Annotated in this window: 16 protein-coding genes and 1 pseudogene; 3 read left to right on the top strand and 14 right to left on the bottom strand. The window is 40.4% G+C overall.

The window, feature by feature from the left end; all coding sequences use genetic code 11:
- Positions 1 to 67: 67 nt before the first annotated feature.
- The 6 genes from BUA17_RS06795 to BUA17_RS06815 form a co-directional block, all read right to left on the bottom strand.
- Positions 68 to 1999, bottom strand: coding sequence for a fructose-1,6-bisphosphatase (locus tag BUA17_RS06795; RefSeq protein WP_072733017.1), 1932 nt, complete (start codon positions 1997 to 1999; stop codon positions 68 to 70).
- Positions 2000 to 2484: 485 nt separating this feature from the next.
- Positions 2485 to 3222, bottom strand: a complete 738-nt coding sequence (locus BUA17_RS06800; protein ID WP_072733018.1) for a hypothetical protein — start codon at positions 3220 to 3222, stop codon at positions 2485 to 2487.
- Positions 3223 to 3593: 371 nt separating this feature from the next.
- Positions 3594 to 3740: a hypothetical protein gene (locus tag BUA17_RS31120; protein WP_162842462.1), complete on the bottom strand. Its 147-nt coding sequence runs from the start codon at positions 3738 to 3740 to the stop codon at positions 3594 to 3596.
- Positions 3741 to 4023: 283 nt separating this feature from the next.
- Positions 4024 to 4689, bottom strand: a complete 666-nt coding sequence (locus BUA17_RS06805; RefSeq protein WP_072733019.1) for a Type 1 glutamine amidotransferase-like domain-containing protein — start codon at positions 4687 to 4689, stop codon at positions 4024 to 4026.
- A gap of 297 nt (positions 4690 to 4986) precedes the next feature.
- Positions 4987 to 5391, bottom strand: coding sequence for a GNAT family N-acetyltransferase (locus BUA17_RS06810; RefSeq protein WP_072733020.1), 405 nt, complete (start codon positions 5389 to 5391; stop codon positions 4987 to 4989).
- Positions 5392 to 5654: 263 nt separating this feature from the next.
- Complete coding sequence (locus tag BUA17_RS06815) at positions 5655 to 6563, bottom strand: LysR family transcriptional regulator (protein WP_072733022.1); 909 nt, start codon at positions 6561 to 6563, stop codon at positions 5655 to 5657.
- 143 nt (positions 6564 to 6706) lie between these two features.
- Between BUA17_RS06815 and BUA17_RS06820 the strand changes: the two genes are divergently transcribed.
- Positions 6707 to 7726 (top strand): alpha/beta fold hydrolase, encoded by a 1020-nt coding sequence (locus tag BUA17_RS06820; protein WP_072733023.1) that lies wholly within the window; start codon positions 6707 to 6709, stop codon positions 7724 to 7726.
- 557 nt (positions 7727 to 8283) lie between these two features.
- On the opposite strand, the gene BUA17_RS06825 is transcribed toward BUA17_RS06820, so the two are convergent.
- From BUA17_RS06825 to BUA17_RS31435, 5 genes are read right to left on the bottom strand one after another with little or no spacing between them, the layout of a single operon-like run.
- Positions 8284 to 9249 carry a zinc-binding alcohol dehydrogenase family protein gene (locus tag BUA17_RS06825; protein WP_072733024.1) on the bottom strand — a complete coding sequence of 322 codons (966 nt, stop codon included), beginning with the start codon at positions 9247 to 9249 and terminating at the stop codon, positions 8284 to 8286.
- 6 nt (positions 9250 to 9255) lie between these two features.
- The gene (locus BUA17_RS06830) at positions 9256 to 9882 is read right to left on the bottom strand and encodes an ABC transporter permease (protein ID WP_064637842.1); all 627 of its coding nucleotides are present in this window, start codon (positions 9880 to 9882) and stop codon (positions 9256 to 9258) included.
- Positions 9879 to 10703 (bottom strand): ABC transporter ATP-binding protein, encoded by an 825-nt coding sequence (locus tag BUA17_RS06835; protein WP_244552085.1) that lies wholly within the window; start codon positions 10701 to 10703, stop codon positions 9879 to 9881. The genes BUA17_RS06830 and BUA17_RS06835 overlap by 4 nt, the downstream gene beginning before the upstream one ends.
- A complete protein-coding gene (locus BUA17_RS31430) occupies positions 10663 to 11577 on the bottom strand; it encodes a glycine betaine ABC transporter substrate-binding protein (RefSeq protein WP_063567486.1) in 915 nt (304 codons plus the stop codon). Before BUA17_RS31430 ends, BUA17_RS06835 begins: the two co-directional genes overlap by 41 nt.
- Before the next feature lie 9 nt (positions 11578 to 11586).
- Positions 11587 to 12246, bottom strand: a complete 660-nt coding sequence (locus tag BUA17_RS31435) for an ABC transporter permease (protein ID WP_139295620.1) — start codon at positions 12244 to 12246, stop codon at positions 11587 to 11589.
- Between the two features lie 128 nt (positions 12247 to 12374).
- On the opposite strand from BUA17_RS31435, the gene BUA17_RS06845 reads away from it, so the two are divergent.
- Complete coding sequence (locus tag BUA17_RS06845) at positions 12375 to 12725, top strand: winged helix-turn-helix transcriptional regulator (protein WP_072733025.1); 351 nt, start codon at positions 12375 to 12377, stop codon at positions 12723 to 12725.
- A gap of 311 nt (positions 12726 to 13036) precedes the next feature.
- On the opposite strand, the gene BUA17_RS30575 is transcribed toward BUA17_RS06845, so the two are convergent.
- Both BUA17_RS30575 and BUA17_RS06850 read right to left on the bottom strand, forming a co-directional pair.
- Positions 13037 to 13165: a sporulation protein YjcZ gene (locus BUA17_RS30575; protein WP_082935059.1), complete on the bottom strand. Its 129-nt coding sequence runs from the start codon at positions 13163 to 13165 to the stop codon at positions 13037 to 13039.
- 577 nt (positions 13166 to 13742) lie between these two features.
- Positions 13743 to 14360: a TetR/AcrR family transcriptional regulator gene (locus BUA17_RS06850; RefSeq protein WP_063567489.1), complete on the bottom strand. Its 618-nt coding sequence runs from the start codon at positions 14358 to 14360 to the stop codon at positions 13743 to 13745.
- A gap of 525 nt (positions 14361 to 14885) precedes the next feature.
- On the opposite strand from BUA17_RS06850, the gene BUA17_RS06855 reads away from it, so the two are divergent.
- On the top strand, positions 14886 to 16643 hold the full coding sequence (locus BUA17_RS06855) for a CocE/NonD family hydrolase (RefSeq protein WP_072733026.1): 1758 nt from the start codon (positions 14886 to 14888) through the stop codon (positions 16641 to 16643).
- 1372 nt (positions 16644 to 18015) lie between these two features.
- On the opposite strand, the pseudogene BUA17_RS31440 reads toward BUA17_RS06855, so the two are convergent.
- Positions 18016 to 18690 (bottom strand): annotated as a pseudogene (locus BUA17_RS31440) (hypothetical protein); the annotation flags it as partial.

Genomic DNA, 18690 nt, shown 5'->3' on the forward strand with positions numbered 1-18690 from the left:
CAATACGAGCGTCTACGTCAAATTGCACTCAAACGGTTGATCCGGGTGTGTACTTTTAGCAATCGTTTCATTTCATGTAGCGATATTCTAGTAGATCCTTCAAATTTGAGATTCTCTGCAGAAGCTTCTCCCCGACATTGGTTTCCCTCACCAGCTTCCGCTCCAGTTCTTTGTCCACTAATCTTTTTACAGATAACACGTCTATTCCGTTACATAACACATCTTCTTTTGAATTAAATTTCTTATGGGCGACGAGCTGCATGCCAAAGGAATTGTACAACAAGGTGTATCCGGCAATGCCCGTTGTGGATTGATAGGCTTTGGAAAAACCGCCGTCAATCACGATCATTTTTCCGTTTGCTTTAACAGGGTTCTCTCCACGAATTTCTTTGACTGGCGTGTGGCCGTTAATGACATGTCCATGGTCCGGATTCAAATCAAACTCCAGCAAGATTTTTCGACAGGTCTCTTCATTTTCACGTAAATGGTAGTAAGGATTCTTTCTCTCCTTATGTGCTTCTTTATCTTGGATAAAATACCGTTCAAAAGTGGTCATTTCTCTCTTTCCAAAGAGCGAGGAACATTCCCCTGTCCAGATGTACCATACCATATCCGTCGCCAGATCTTCTGTCTCTTCCGGGTGCGCATAGGCGTAACGCAAATAATCTTCAAAAACATCAAGCAATTGACGGCCTGCATATGTCTTGTCTTCAATCTGCATTTCTTCCATATTTCCTTCTTCATCCAAAGGAATACAGCCGTGGATTAACAAATTCCCGTTGTATTTTAAATAAAGGCTTCCCTTTTTCATGAGAAAATTCATATGTCTGGCCAGCTTTTCGGAATGCTGAACGGAGAACAGAAGCTTTTCCATCACCTGGCGTTCTTCCTCCAGCAATTGTTCAGGATTCTGCCGATTTACTGTTGCGAAACAGGTGTTTTCCAGCAGGTACGTTTTACCACAGATATTAATTTCATTTTTCTCGTAATCAATCTGCTCCAGCAAAAGTCTTTCAGACATATTAAAGTATGGACGTCTCTTGATAATCGGGATTTCAAGTTTAAACTGGATCATGGCAATGGCTTGGTGAATTTTGGTGATCTGCAGAATTTCCTGCTCCGATACGGTATGGCCAGCCTGTAGCTTCGGTCTGAAGGGCGAATTGTCTTCATAGTATTTCTCCGCCAAGTTTAGCAGTGGGCGTAGATTGATTCCGTATACATCTTCAATAATGTCCAGATTGTCGTATCTGGCGCAGATCCGGATAATATTCGCAAGGCAGACCAGAGAACCCGCGTAGGCACCGATCCAGAGGACATCATGGTTCCCCCACTGAATGTCTACAGAATGGTAGTTGATTAACGTATCCATAATTTTATCGGGGTCCGGCCCCCGGTCATAGATATCTCCAACCACATGAAGATGGTCAACCACCAGGTGCTGGGTTGTATAAGCAAGGCCGATAATGAGCTTGTCCGCCTGGCCCAAGGATATAATTTGCCGATATATTTCCTCATAATAAGGATCCTTATTGTTGGTCGAATCCGTCTTGTATAGAAGCTCTTCTACAATATATACATACTGCTCCGGCAGAGCTTTACGCAATTTCGAGCGCGTATACTTGGAAGAGGCATAAGAAATAAGCTTAAGCATTTGTTCAATCGTTTGTCTATACCACTGGTTCAAAGCCTGTTTATTGCACAGTTCCCCTATAACCAGCTGTATTTTTTCTTCCGGATAATAAACCAACGCCGCAAAATCATTGATTTCTTGATCCGTCCAAACCTCCCGGAATATTTCTTTGATTTTCTCTTTGACGGTACCCGAACCGTTTCTTAGTACATGCTGAAAAGCCTGGAACTCCCCATGCAAATCACTGACAAAATGCTCGGTTCCCTTCGGGAGATTGGAGATCGCTTCAAGATTGATGATCTCTGTTATAATTTTTTCTTCCGTATCATATTTCTGGGCCAATAAATCTAGAAACTGCTCATCCAAAACAGATGTCCCCCTTCAAGGAAGTTATGTGGCATTAATTTTACAGGAAATTTCAAAGGACAACCCTTTTGAACCATAGCTAAAAAGAAAAACATTGGGTTTTTGCTAACTCGTTACCTGTATGGTTAACAATAAATATAAAATTATTTATATGGTGATTATCAGAATTGCCTTCCCACATCATACTCCAGTTTCTCATATATGAACAAATTTCATTAAAGGGATGTATTTTGGAGTTGCTCATTTAAGTCCACTGACTCACGTGTTATCCCGTTGCTTAAAACTTTTGAAAACAGGATTAGGAAGGAAGCGAGAATATGAACAACCATTCGTTAAAGGGATTAGCTCCTTGGCTTGGGACACGAACTTGCACCGATAACATAAAAAAAGCCGCTAAAATAGCGACTTCAATGGGACTATGTTCTTGTCCCCCGACAGCAGTGCAGTCTCCCTGCCCCCCATCGCGTTGCAGATTCCTTAATAATTTATTTTGCTTTCTCTAGATTTATTGAAACCATCCCATCATTATCTTCATCAATTAAAGCAACTTCAGAATCAGATATCCATTTAAGCTCACCTAGATGTCTAGCATATGCAAATTCATCTGGAAATTCTGAAATTACTTTTTCTAACAGTATTTGTGTCCCGTCTCGGTGCATAATAGAAAGATATATATCCATGCTTTCTACATTGTGTTGACAAATAACCTTAGCACTGTAGTTCTTTTTAGGACTCTTGATCACTTTCTTCCAGACCCACTCATTTACATACCCTAACTCTTCAATTTTCAGGGCAATCTCTTTAAATGGTGTAACATCCCAATTTTTATCCAAAACCAGTTTTTCTATTCCATTCATAAGCAGTTGGAGCGTCGTTCTTTTTTTCTCCGTCTCACTTTTTACGCTGAAGTCATCCAAATTAAATTTGATTTGTACTACACAGACTCCTGAATCATTAATAATCCTCTCATCCGAAATATTTTCAACGCAATCCACAAGAACTTTCCAACAATCTTTCGTTTTTTGTTTTCCGAATAAACGTTCAAACATAGCAGTTATACAGCGCGTCTCCAATCTAAATGAACGCCGTTTCGATATCCAATTTAACTCGTAATCCTTTTTTGTAGCATCGTCATATTCACAATTTTCTTCTTTCATTATTGATTCAACATTTTCATCATCAATTATATAAGGTAAATCTAGATCAAATGCTTTTAGATACAATACGCTCATCTCCCTCTATTTTCCCCATGGAGTTCTTGTTGATGTCTACTCATTGTATTGCCTTTTTTCCATAGTCTCATAGCATTCGCTTTTCCCAATCGAGGACTTCCCAGCCTGGTTGGTTTTTACTACTTTTGCTTCGTATTTTATGCTTCCTTTATTTTTATTCCATTTAAAAATCGGTCATACAAAAAAACCGTCGATCTCATTTTTAGATTATCGACAGTTTTTTGGAGCATTTTATGTAATGTTTTTGTCACCCTACAATTTATTTTTCTATTCTTACTCCATCTAGATCTTCATTTTTTTCAATGCATAATGGGAATGAAAAAACCTCAGCTGAGTTAACCAAGCTGAGGTAAATGAATTAACTATTTAATAACTTCAACCTTTTTATCCCCAGCTGACTTCGCTACATCAAACGTTGTTTGACCTTGAAGAGCGACTATTACGCCAGTAGCCAGCATAGAAACGATTAAAGCTGCGCTGAGGGCTTTGGAAATTTTCTTCTTGACCATAACTACACCTCCTCCGATATCTATTATGTAATAAGGACTTCAATAAATAATTACAATATTTCACTTTTTATGTTGGGTAATCCACCTGGTGATTGTATTATAACGTACTGACAATGATTGTAAAAGGATTTTTTCCTTGTATTCAAATAAAATAAAGTATTAGACTCGGGCTATTCAACAGCATCCTCCGAGCATAGAGAGGAGATCTGAGCTGATTCGCTGTAAGCCTTAATTTTATACATAAAAGGAATTAATTCTGTTAGTTCACGGCCACTCACCCTAATTAGAGCGTCTCAACTAATTTCTGAATCTTTGAGTGGGAAATTAAATAAACAGGACCCATTATTTCTATTTTGCCGCCCTTTACACGTATAGCGCTCTCCTGCTCTGCCGCGTAAACATCAATCTCTTCAGACAAGGGTAACAGGTAGCCTTGAACAAACGTGGCGTAGTCGCGTTGAGAATGAGATTCATAGGCAAAATGATCAAAGCCAATACCATCATAAATAGTACTTGTTTCAACTTCATCAGTGTTATTCAAGCTTAACCATTTTGCAGCCATGTTTAACGCACCGGCGCTGGCACCCATTATAACGGCATTGCTGTTCTTAATAACATTCGATAACTCATATTCGGCCAAAAAATCGTTCTGCAAAGCAGGATATCCACCGCACAAAAAAATGACAGAAGCATTTTGAATGAATCGCCGGGCATCTTCCTTCTGCATGCGGTAATCAATGAAATGATATTCATCAAAAATAATATTAGCCTGCTTCAACCATGTCCATTCAGAAACATCATCAAAGTTAATTTGCTCACCTGTATAACCAGACGGATCAGCGCTAATCATAACAAGCGATTTTCTGTCTGTTATATCCTCATGCAACAATTTGACCAGCTTCTCTGGAAAGAAATCATTAAACCAACTGAGATAGTAGTGAGATTTCAAACTTAATTACCTCCATATGTACTATTTACATTCTTCCATTCTTAACGATAAAACATATTATACACGCTAGAAAGACAAACGGTTTTTCAGCCATTTCGTTTACACACCATTGTACACTTTCGCTAAATCTAACACTATATTACCATAACATGGAATTGCATTATGAGAAATATGTTTCCACGTTAACCTGCTGATAGCTTAATGAGACATCATCACTCTAATATAATATTCCCGTTCTCTGATCATTTTGATGCCTTCTTCTTAGTTTTATTGAGCTAACGTTCCCCGTTAGTTCACTCATATCAACTCTGAGATAAACATTGGTGTAGCTCCATCCTCTGTATTAAAACCCAATTTATTATAGAAATCCACTGCATAAGGATAAGAAATTAATACTTTTGTTTTACACCCTTTATATCTATCAAGCATTATATTCATCATTTCCTTACCTATACCTATACTCTGATAACTCGGATTAATAAGCATATAATGAAAATATACCGTTAAAACACCATCTGACAAAGCATTTATTAAACCAACAAGCTTTCCTCCCTCCCAAGCGGTAACAATTGAATGAGACCCTCCGATTGCTTGTAAAAGCTCGTTTGGATACTTGCCAGACTCCCATCCTACCGAAAGAAATAACTCCTGGAGTGCATCCTTAGTGATATCCTCTTTGCTTGAATCGTAATAAATACTCACACCTATAACTTCCTTTCATAAAACTAACTACGGCTCAACATCTGTTTTAAACTCCCATATTTCGATGGTTTTACAACCCGTACGAAGCCATAAAATATTACCGACAAAGCAGTTTCGGATTTATCAAAGTGAATGATCACTTTATTTACCTCAATATACTATTAAAAATATGTAGAGAAAATGGATTAACTGAAGTGGAATTTGGATTTGTTTACATTAAAGAATTCATCAGAATACTTCTTGATGCCTCTTTTATACATAGGCTATATGGTTTTATTCTCATTCTGTAAACGAAAAACATCCCTTGCTGCTTCAATGAAAGATAACATGATTGGTGAAAGCCACTTGTCTTTATGCCACAACATCTGTGTATACACGTGCAAATCCGGAATTTCCCATGGAAGGACAACAAGTTCTCCGCGTTCAATTTCAGCTTCCACGACGATTTCAGGAAGAAAGGCAATACCGATTCCAGAAATCGCACATTTTTTAATGGCTTCAGCACTTTGAAACTCTAAATACGTAATGCTATCAACGCCTTCTTTCTCGAATGACCGGTCAAACATCGTTCGATATGGACAACCCTTCTCATTGGTCAGGAACACTTCTTCATGAAAATCTTCCAATTGCAGCACAGTTCGTTTGGCGAGCGGGTGATCTGGAGCAGCTAACAATCTGAAATGTTCTTCCAGCAGCGGTTCCACGGAAAGTCCACTCGAGCGAATGGGTTCATCCAACATATAAACAATATCCGTGGTTCCCTCAAAAAGCGTTTGCTTGAGCTCTTGATTTGGAACTGAGCGAAAGATCAGACGAACTCCCGGATGTTGCGAACGAAACCGTTGAAAGACAGGCGGAAGCCGATAGGAGCAAATAACCTCATTGGCACTTATCGTTAGGGTGCCACTTAGATTTTCATTGTCATGAACAGCACTACGAGCTTCCTCCAATTTGTCAAGAACGCCTTGGGCGTGTGTTAAAAAGCGTTTACCCGCAGTTGTGAGCGCGAGTTGCTTGCCCAACCGATCAAAGAGGCGAACACCTAGCTCATCTTCCAATGCTTTAATTTGCATCGTGACGTTGGAAGGAACGTAGCTCAGCACTTCTGCTGCCCGCGTGAAATTTAATGTTGTTGCAACCGTACAAAACGTATTCAGTTGACGCAATTCCATCCGATGCTCCCCCTTCATCTTTCAATTATATTGAATACTATCTTGAATTCTATTCACTTTTATTGATGGTATCATGGCTCTATACTGAGCACAAGAGATCACAGTGACATGTGGTTTTTCATTTTGAAGGGAGCGACCATACGATGGACTATGAAATTTTTAATTTGGGTGATGCAATCTTACAATCAGGAGTGACGTTACCAAACGCTTTTCTTGCTTATAAAACGTACGGAAAATTAAATGGACAGAAAGATAATGTTATCGTCTATCCAACGGCTTTTGGGGATCAGCATGTTCAAAATGAATGGCTAATTGGCAGCGGGATGGCATTGGATCCAGAGAAATATTTTATTATCGTTCCAAATTTGCTGGGCAATGGACTATCTTCATCTCCCAGTAACACACCTCATCCATTCGATGGAGCTCATTATCCACAGGTAACCATCTATGACAACGTTAGATTTCAGCAGCAACTGCTGACCGAGAAATTCGGCATTCAAAAGATTGCTCTCGTCGTAGGGTGGTCCATGGGCGGCATTCAGGCATTTCAATGGGGTGCAAGTTATCCAGAGATGGTCGAACGAATTGCACCTTTCGGGGGAATCGCCAAACCTTGGCCTCACACATATGTAGTTCTGGAAGGTGTAAAAGCTTCCCTGCTATCTGCAGTCCGCTTCGACTCAAGTAAACTAAACCAATTGACTTCTACTGACATGCGCGCCGTTGGCCGGGTCTATGCAGGATGGGGACTATCGCATGCGTTTTATAGAGAGGAGCTTTATCGTGAGATGGGATTTGACACATTGGAGGATTTTGTAGCTGGTGTCTGGGAAGAGAGCTTTATGAATATGGATCCGCACAATGTTCTGTCCATGTTATGGACAGGCCAACATGCAGATATTAGTGCCAACCCTTCCTATAACGGAGACTTTGATAAAGCACTTCAGAGCATAAAAGCTCTTGCCTGTATCATGCCGGGGAGCACGGATCTCTTCTGCACAGCGGACGACAATGAATACGAAGCTGAGCGCATACCCAACGCTACCTTTAACCCAATACAATCGAAATGGGGCCATTTTGCCGGTCGTGGAATCAACAGTGCCGATAATCAATTTATTGATGACAATCTGAAGCAATTGTTGTCACATAGCGCAAAAGAATAGATCGTTACCTGTATTGGATGTCTGTCAGGCATAACAAGATCCCTATTCTTTAGCCGGTATATTTCTCTCATGAATTAACAACCTAATCTAACGTATTTGAGGTCACCAGAACCTACTGGTTCGACCTCTTCTTTTTTTTCTGTGTTTTTACTAGCTTTAACGAATTAAATGAAGTCTGAAGTTCTAGTTTTTATCCACATTGAATGATGTTACGTTTTGTAAACAAAGAGACTGTAACATGTCTTAAATCTTGTAAGTCAACCTTACTTTTTTTATCGTTCGCATACTTGAAGTATGTGACAAAATTCAATTAACCTTCCTATGAATAGGAACAAGCTCTTGTCCTCGGACAATTTTTTCTTCAGTTGTCATTTTAGTGGCCACGTTGTTCATTGCATAGTATTGCCATTCCTCCCTAATAGTTGAGGTTCCATCCGTTGCAATAACCACTTGATATCCATAATCCGCACCATCTCTGGGTTCAAATCAATAATTAATAATGCTGTTTTTTTAGGATTGAAATTCATTTTTATTCTTCCTTTTCTTTTAGGCACATCCTATTCATTCGTGATTACAATTTTGCCATTTGCTGAGTTACTCTCCATTAACAGATGAGCCTCTGCTATTGCTTCTAGTTTGAACACTTTAGCAATGGGCGGAATAAGTGCATGGTCCTTTATATGATTAAATAGATCGACCAGCACCGTTTCTTTAATAACTTCACTTGTAAAAGCCGTAAAGAAAACACCTGTTGGTATATCAATCAATGGTTCGAAGGAATCGAGGGTCCATTCATTGCCTAATATGCCTGACATACATAAGATTCCTCGTTCTGAGACCAATTTCAAAGATTCCTTCAAGGTCACCGTCCCGATCAATTCCAACACTTTGTTCACTCCATTTGGAGCAATTTCAACTACTTTATTCGTAAAATGTTCATCATCAAGTAATGCGAGGTCCGCACCCGCCTGCTGAAGATATGTCAGCTTTCCGCTGTCACGAGTGGTCGATATAACGGTGGCTCCTACACTTTTGGCAAGCTGGAGGGCAGCCAGACCAACGGAACTGGTCCCGCCTCGAATGAGAAGCACTTCTCCTTTAGTTAATTGAAGACTTTCAAATAAAGATGCATATGCCGTGTAATACATTTCTGGAATGGCAGCGAGCGTAGTCCACTCCATTCCACCAGGAATGAGATACACCTGCTCTGAAGGAATCAAAACATACTCGGCATAGCTTCCATCAAATTCTCGCCCCAACCCTCCCATCAGAGAAGCGACATGCTGTCCTTTTTGGAAAGTGCTGTCCGATGCGTCCTCGATCTCCCCCACACACTCAATACCAATGATCCGTGGAAATTGAACGGATGGTGAATGCCCCTGCCTTGTATACATTTCCGAGCGGTTAATGCCCAATGCTCTGATCTTGATTAATACCCAGCCTGGTTTAACTTCGGGAATGGGAGCCTCCCGTACTTTTAGTTCTTCAGGTGCACAGGCACCTTCCAGTACAACTGCTTTCATCAAAATTCATCTCCCCGCTCCGATGTAGATTCGTTTTTCCAACTGAATGAATAATGTATTTGTCGCCAAGGCAAGTCCTGCGGACAGGATGCTTCCCCACAGAATTTTATCGATATTCATGGTGCGTAAACCATCATATAAGATCGTTCCTAACCCGCCAGCATTGATGAATGCAGCAATGGTCGCCATGCCAATCGTAGATACGGAGGCAAGTCGCAGTCCTGTAAAAAGGGTTTGAATCGCCAAGGGTACCCGAATCTGAATCAATATTTGCATACGACTCATGCCCAGCCCGGTAGCTGCCTCAATAATAGGTTGTTCCACATGATTCAAACCTGCGATAAAGTGGCGCAGAAGAATGTATTGATTATATAGAATCAGCACGATGATTGCCGTCGTTGTACCCAGTCCCGTCACAGGAATCATGATGGTGAACAAAGCCAGGCTGGGGATGGAATACAAAATGGAAAAAACATAAATGAAAATGCGTGACACCCAGTCGGAAGTCAGGATTACGATGGTTAGAAGCACGGCGACAATAATTGAGATCACCATGGTTATGACAAGTATCTCCACATGCTCGAACAGTGCGCTTCCCCACTTATCTGGATGTTTGATGGCATAATCGATCATTCTAAGGCCTCCCAGAAACGTTCTTGCTCCCTTGAAGATTGAATAAGCGACGCTACGAATTCATCTGCAGGATGATTAACGATTTCTTTAGGCGTGTCAAACTGGCACACTTTCCCTTGATTCATAATTATGACCCGGGTGCCCAACTTGAACGCTTCATTAATGTCATGTGTGACGAACAGGAAGGTTTTATTCGACCCTCCATGAATTTTCAATAATTCATCCTGTAAATGTAGACGGGTAATCGCGTCCAAAGCACCAAAAGGCTCGTCCAGAAGCATGATCGCAGGATTGGTCGCTAAAGCTCGGGCGAGTCCAATTCGCTGTTGTTGCCCTCCCGATAATTGTGAAGGATAGCGATGTTCATACGTCCGAGGGTACAGTCCCACCAGATGCAGTAGTTCGGAGACCCTCTCCTCGATTTTCTCTTTATCCCATTTCAACAGACGAGGTACGGTAGCGATATTTTTCGCGATGGTCATATGTGGGAACAACCCAACCTGCTGAATGACGTAACCGATTCTTCTTCTTAGCATCACGGGATCTATGGATACAATGTCTTCTCCAAACAGCTTAATGTTCCCCTGAGAAGGTTCGTACAAACGGTTTACCATTTTCAAAAGCGTCGTTTTTCCAGATCCAGAGGAGCCCAGTATGGTAATAAACTCCCCTTCTTCAATAGACAAATTGACATGATTCACTGCGTATTCATTGGATTTTGAATATGTTTTGCACACATTATGAAATTTGATGGCTGGTGGCCCCATGTTACCACTACGTTTATTGGATGGATTCATAGAAGGCTTTTGCGACGTCTTCATATTCTTCTTGATCGACATCAACTTTGGCATTAAGTGCCGTGATCGTGTCTGTGTCCAGTGCCGAACTGATCTTATTGATGACTTCAGCAATATCTGGATGTGCAGACAGTACTTCATCACGGATGACAGGAGCCAAGTTATAAGGGGGCCATACTTGTTTGTCATCTTCCAATAGGATGTACTGATCTTTATTTACGAGTTGTCCTTCCGTCGTATATGCAGGTGCAACATCTGCCTCATTATTTTTAAGCACTTCATATTTCAAACTATTGTCGTAGACTTTGGAGGACTTCCAGTTTAGTTTGCCATATACTTTCTCCAATGCTGGAATACCGTCCGCACGCTGATCCACTTCTCCTTGAGAGGCAAATCGAAGCTCGGTTGCATGCTTCTGTAAATCAGTAATCGTCTTAATTCCCCATTGTTCCGAGGCTTCTGCACGTATGACGAGCCCTGCTCCATCATTGGCTTTAGAATAGTCGAGCCAGGTCAAATTGAATTGCTTTTTGTATTCTTCCTTCACTTTGGCATATACTTCATCCGGATCAGTCAACAACTCCAGCTTCAGGATGGCTAACAAACCGGTGCCTGTGTATTCCGGATACATATCAATATCTTGATTCACAATGGAAGAATGGATCACAGATCCCGCAATGTTAGGTACACGCTCTACTTGGTAGCCGGCATCCTCCAAGGCCAAGGCGTAAAGTTCTCCCACAATCAGATTTTCAGTGAAATCTTTGGTGCCGATTCGAATCGATGTCTCTTTATTTTCCGAAGGCTGATTTTTTTGCTCACCACAGGCGCTCAACAGGAGCGATAATACGATGATAAGTGAAGTTATGATATAGATTTTTTTCTTTTTGTTTTTCATGTCGTTTTCCTACCTTTGCAAAAATTGATATCGAAATAACATTCGTTCGGATATATCAAGCAAGACTCCGATTAAGATGGCCAATATCGCCACAGATCCCCCGCCAATTAGAAGCAAATCGATTCGATTAAGTCCTAGACCGGTGAAAATGATCTCACCGAATCCACCAGCTCCGATCTTGGCAGCCAAGGTGGCACTGGCGATAATTTCAATGGCAGCTGTTTTGATTCCTGTCAGAATGAGTGGTGCAGCAAGAGGGAACTTGATCTTCCACATCATTTGACGATCAGACATCCCCGCCCCTTTAGCAGATTCAAGAACAGATAGAGGAATATGATTCAAACCGGAAATGGTATTCATCAATATGGGAGGTACCCCCAATAAGATTAAAGCAACCAATGCTGGCTTCATGCCAGTGCCCATCAACGGAATTAATAGGAGTAAAACAGCCAGGCTAGGCACAACCCGCAGAATCTGAATCAGCGATACAATCCACTTTTCCGAGCGTTTGTATGTGATGGTCAGATATCCCAGTGTAATTCCGATCCATGCAGAACAAAGCAATGCCAGTAAACTGACCTCTATATGCTCTCTCCCCAGAGCGAAGAAAGCACTCCAATTGTCTGAGAAATAGGTTGCCAATTGCATTCCCAAGCTTTCTTGCAACATGTTCCCTCCTTTCATTCAAGTTGCTTTTCCCTCGACAGCTTTATAATATAAGCATTATAATCGTTTTGAAAGTAGGCACCTTTTTATTAGATAGGAACCAAAAAGTAACTATTGGAGGATTAGCTTAAATGTTTACCAAAAAAGAGTTGCCTGAATGCCCTGTAGCAACAACTGTCGGTTTGATAGGTAATAAATGGAAATTACTTATCATGAGAGATCTTCTGAAAGGAACCCAACGGTTCGGTGAGCTTCGCAAAAGTATTCCGGAAATTAGCCAAAAGGTATTGACCGAAAATTTGCGTTCCATGGAAGGAGACGGTATCGTCATTCGTACCGTCTATGCGGAGGTACCGCCCAGAGTCGAATACAGCTTGAGCGATTTAGGTAATACGCTGAGACCCCTCATTAGTGTGATGGAAACATGGGGAATGGATTATAAAAAGCTCAATGAGGATACTTCGACCGATACAGACGAATAGGATTACGGATAGTAGAAAAATGAGCGAATCCATGTTCAGGATGCGCTCGTTTTTTGGTGAGTCCTTTTGTGAAATTGTAAAAGTGTTCATGCTTCCTAACTAAAGGTATAAAAAGCAGGTTTTATAAGCACCTCCGCTGAGGAAAAAAGATTAGATAGATATCTAATCGGTAATGGGAACATGTTCTTACCCATTCCGGCAATCGTTATAATTCATTTCTCCAATTATCCGGGTTAGTTTTTAGCCTTTACTTGGTTCTATGTAAAAATCCGCCAAGGAAATGTAGCGGAAATTTTTTAAAGCTTACTATATTAAACTAAGAATGCTTTAGAAATGATGACTAACAGGATGAAGAGTACCAATATTGCACCTGTGCTACTATAACCTCCACCAAACCCTCCGATACTTCCATTGCCATACTCATATCCAACTTCACTCATATTTCTTCCCCCTCATTTTCGATATATATTAAGCTATTCAGAAATGTTTAATTTGACACGGCTAAAATGAAAGGTTTCTACAAGAGAGTTTAGTTCAATCTCTGTGTTGTTATCTTATTCACGAGATATGTTAGAACAAGAGTATCACCCTTTTTCAATTCGACAAACAAAAACACCGCCAAAGCGAGGTTTTGGAATACCAATGAAGAAAAAAAGGTGTTACTTTAAGATATGCTAATAAAAATAAGATGTGAATAATAATTGTCAATATTTTCCTTCAATTACATCTTCTTATCTTACAAACTCAAGAAAAGTTCCATCAGAGTTTCTATAACCTTTCCAATCCTCTTTCGGCACAAGTTATTTCTCGAAATCTTTATACTGACGGCTCCCGACAATGGGAACGAACGTAATTGCGCAGCTCTGTCAGAACGGCCATTTCGTAATAATGCCGGTTTTTCGTTCCTCCATCATCGTAGACGTGCTTTTGCCAACGGTTTGAAATGAAATTTAGCGGTCATTTAATAAACACAAGGCCGTTTTCGGCGTTCTCTACAATGAATGATTTTGTGCTGAATTATTTTTTTAAACCAGCTGCATAGAATGGACCATTAACTGATATGGTCGTTAGGATACGAGCCATTTCTTGAGGAGTTTCTTTCGTACCACTTTCCAACCATTGCTGAATTACCCCTATTATTGCAGTCCCCATATAAGCAGCTAAATATTGTCCTGGAACAAGAAGATTTTCTTCTTTTACAAATGAGTTTGGATTATTTCCATAGAGTGTTTCCCACATAAATTGTTTCAATCTTGTTTGAAATGTTAAATCCCCGTTTGGACCTAACACAGCTTTCATAAATCCACCATTCAAATTTAAATACTCAAATATTGAAACGGTTAAGGAAAATGGAATTAACTTTTCAGAGTCACTTTCAAGTGCGGCAATAACACTTGGATAGTTTTGTTTTGTAATTCTGGACATATCAAGCATAATTTCTTCCTCACATTTAGTCATTAAATCAAATTTGTCTTGATAGTGAGCATAAAACGTACCTCTATTAATGTTCGCCTTCGTTGTTATGTCTTTAACCGTAATTGCTTTAAAACCTTTTTCATTTATTAGTTCAACTAGTGCTTGTCGAATGGATTCTTTTGTCCGAATGACACGTAAATCAGGGTTAATATTGCGCAAGTAAATTCCTCCTTAATTTTATCCAACACAATCATTAAAGGTGTTCCGTAACCAACACATTTGGCATTTTTAATTATTGAACATAGACTTCTCCAATTTTATAATTCGAAGTGTAATAAACAACAGGTTGTTCGTTTATTATAACTTATCATCTGGGAGGGGATACAGGCAAAATTAAAACGAATATAAAAGCTAAGCAAAATTCGATATAAATAATCGGAGTTTTCATGCAAAGTTGAAACCAACACTTCCCCATGACACTGTATAAGGTTTGAGCAAAATAGTCGTGACTACTTCACTTATGAAAATCAAGAGATAATCATGGAAAAGGATGTTCCCCTCAAAATGAAGGATTATATTATATGTAAATTTGTTACATCTGGACAAGCCTGGTAAATTTCTTCCGTACCCCAAACGAGGTTTTCTAAAATGCGAATAACGTTTTGATGCACGGGGACGATATCAACTAACGAGAGAAGATTTTTAAATCAAAGAATGCAATTCAATTTTAAGGAGGAAGCAACTATGGATAAAGTAAAAGAAATGATGTTATTCAACCCATCATTCGAATATATCGATGATGGAGTAGAGCACGGTATACTGAGCCAATTTAACCCGGGTACAACGGTGCTAAAGAAAGGCTATCAAGTAGATCAACGTTTTATGCCACTGCCGTGTGATGTGATTTTTGAAAAAGATGTACCGGTAAAACTTAGAGATGGTGTTACCATCTACACTGATGTTTTCCGCCCCTCTGGAGCAGAAAAGGTTCCTGTTATTATTTCTTGGAGTCCTTATGGAAAGGCAGCCGGCACAGCCCCAAGATACACAAATCTTTTTGGTATGATTGGTATACCTGATTCAGAACTTTCGGGTCTTCATAAGTTCGAAGGCAGTGACCCCGCTTACTGGTGCAATCATGGTTATGCAGTTTGCAATCCTGATCCGAGAGGAGTTGCTCATTCTGAAGGCGATATATATATGATTGGTACACAAGAGGCTCGTGATTGCTATGATCTTATTGAATGGCTTGCAGAACAGGAATGGTGTAACGGAAAGGTCGCTACAAGCGGTACTTCGTATCTTGCATTTTCACAGTGGTTTATTGCTGCTGAGCAGCCGCCCCACCTTGCAGCAATAAATCCGGAGGAAGGCTTGGGAGATGCTTATCGTGACCTCATTCGTCGCGGTGGTATACTTGATGTAAACTTTGCATCTCGTCTGCAGGTTAACCATGTACATGCCGGTGAAGCTGTTAGGAGAGAAGATGTACATGATGAAGGACTTAAATATCCATTTGCCAACTGTGACTTATGGGAGGATAAAATTGCTAGATTCGAGAATATAACTTGCCCTGCTTATGTTGTAGCAAGTTACAGCAATACATTGCACACACCAGGCACATTTCGTGCTTGGAGAAATATGCCAAAGGAAAACAAATGGCTTCGTATCCATGACAATCAGGAATGGCCGGATTTCTACAAGGAAGAACAGCAGGAAGATCGCCTTAAATTCTTCGACCATTTCCTTAAGGGAATAGATAATGGCTGGGAGAAAACACCTGTGGTGCGGTATGCGCTTCATGATTTTGAAGGCGGTCATTACGAAGGTATAGAAGCTGAAACGTTCCCACCAGAAGGAACGGTATACAAGAAGATGTATCTTAACGGAGTTACTCGTACTCTTTCAGAAACACTTGCCCAAACAGATATACCTGCAATTTATGACAGTGAGGCATCTCCTGCACAGGCATCCTTCCTCTATAAAGCAGAGGAAAAGACAGAACTTGTCGGTTATCCTAAAGCAAAACTTTATGTTGAAGTTGATGGAAGCGATGATATGGATATACTTGTATATCTCTATAAGCTTGATAAATTCGGAAATCACCTTCAGCAGTTTGTAATTCCAAATATGACTGCAAGGATGCATGATCTAACAGACCGCGGCGGAAGTGTTTTAAGATATAAAGGAAGCAATGGTCGTCTTCGTGTATCAATGAGACACCTTAATGAAGAAAAGAGTACAAATGAAGTACCTGCATATACTTTTGATCGTGAAGAAAAACTCCACAAGGGTGAGATTGTAGAGATTGAAATTGAGATGTTCCCAATTGGAATGCTCCTTTATCCGGGAGAGCAACTTCGCTTTATTGTAAGCGCCAAGGATGAAGTCGGTGGCATAATGCCGGGTACACCTGCCGCACCACCGGTAAATCATGGTAAGCATATTATTCACTGCGGCGGACAGTATGATTCGTATTTGCAGCTCCCTTTTAGAAAATAATTTCTAGTCGTCCGTCCTTGAGAAACGCAGTCTGCATGTCCCATTGGGGGTACCTCCAACAAAACGCGAAAAACGTACGATAAATCAAACAAGCTGGAAATTCTGTATGCTAAGGAATTCCGGCTTGTTTTGTGTAAGTGCTGTGAAAGATCAACTTTTAACCTCGTAATGCTTCTTGCTTCCTTTCCCTTCATCATCCCTTCTTCGTACTGTGTATCAGACACTATGCTCCTCAACAGCACTTCTATATAGCTAAACGTGCTGTTGAGCGCCTGTTCTTGTTAAATGAGGGTTATTGGCAGGAATATTGTCACTAACGGACAGGTGGTGCAAAGACTGGAGCCAATCTAGACGGATATACCTTTTCCCCGATACTATAAAACTCACAAAATTTCATTATTAGCAGATTCCACTTATCTGGATCGATATAATTCTCCTCTCCATGGGAAGTTTTTTTATGCGATAAAAACTATAAGAACACTTAACACTCAGCTTAATAGCAGAAAATTTGCACATCAATATGTATTACCTTCATCACACATTTAAACGCGTCTCAAGCATAACGATAATTGGAATATGTCATGAAAAAACATTTTGAGAAGACGAAACAATTATTGGAAAACTCAAATTACACTATAACGCGTTTTGCTGTTATTATTGGACTTTCTAGCGCTGCGCATTTTGCGTCAACCACGAACATCTATAACTACCATAAAGTATCAGGATTGTCTGCGTTAAGCGATTATGTGAATGCAACTGATATGCAAGATTTACCTACGAGGATGATGCAATCCCCTTTTTATAGTACAAGCACTGCTGAACATAAATTCTACAGCTGACAGCTCATTATTCTTCCAGTTGAGATACTCGGCATTCAGGATGCCCCGCTGACCTAGTGTAAGTGTATTCAAATTCATTTGTGGCTGCCCCATGTGATCCATTTATTTCTTGGCTTCAGCAATACCTTCAGCCTGTGCTTGCTTAATACCACTACGTTCCTCTTAGGCAAGCCAGCTAAGTATCTCACAAGATCCATAATAAGCTGCCCGATCCCCCCAACCGTTTAATGGACTTAACAAATTATTTATCCCCCTCACGGATGAAACGCTGTACAACCTCACCTTCTCGAAATTTCATCTGTATGTTGACCAGAGCTCGATTATATGTCATTTATTTTATCCCTAATTGGAAATGTCCTCGTTCAGTGAGTAAAAAATAACAAAACACTTACCATTCAATGATATATTGCGCAATTATTTCTTTTCTTTTTTTCGTTTTTTATCATCAACTGATGTTGGATAGCTAACGTGCAAGAGTCTGGTTTAGTCAGCCTAATGCACGCCTTGTCGCCATCATATAATTGTATAAATGATCAAAAGAAGGCTGAGAACCTTGAAATAGTTACATGACCTGCGCTGTTAGCTATTACTGATGAATTAGCAATGGTAATAGGAAACCCAGATATATTCCTAAATTGAATTGTATCTCCAACAGCAAAGGACTCAACTTGAACTAAAACCAATTGACCACTTGTTGCCGTGGTTACAGCAGCAGCCAGATATGCTGTAGAATTATTTAGCGATAGCCCAATTGTTGCTCCTGGTAATGTAGCAGCTGCAAGATTTAGTACAACACTTATGTTGTACAAACCTGCATTTTGTATTGTGAAAACACTAGTTGCTGCATTATAAGTAAGTGCAGTAAATTGGTTTGGAGTAATATTTAAAATATTTGATCCAGAAGCAATTGTCTGAGGTTGAATATTACCATTAAAGTATGAGTCTACAAACGTAGGAGTTGCGCCTGTTGCGCCTGTTACCCCAGTAGATCCTGTCGCACCAGTGGCGCCAGTAGCGCCTGTTCCCGTTGCACCTGAGACACCGGTTACTCCAGTAGAACCCGTCGCTCCGGTGGCTCCGATTCCCGTTGCGCCTGTCGCACCAGTTACACCTGTAGATCCTGTAGATCCTGTTGCACCAGTCGTTCCTGTTCCTGTGGCACCAGTCACACCGGTCACCCCAGTTGATCCTGTTGCACCAGTAGCTCC

The organism is Paenibacillus sp. ov031, assembly GCF_900143165.1.
GTDB classification, from domain to species: Bacteria; Bacillota; Bacilli; order Paenibacillales; family Paenibacillaceae; genus Paenibacillus; species Paenibacillus marchantiae.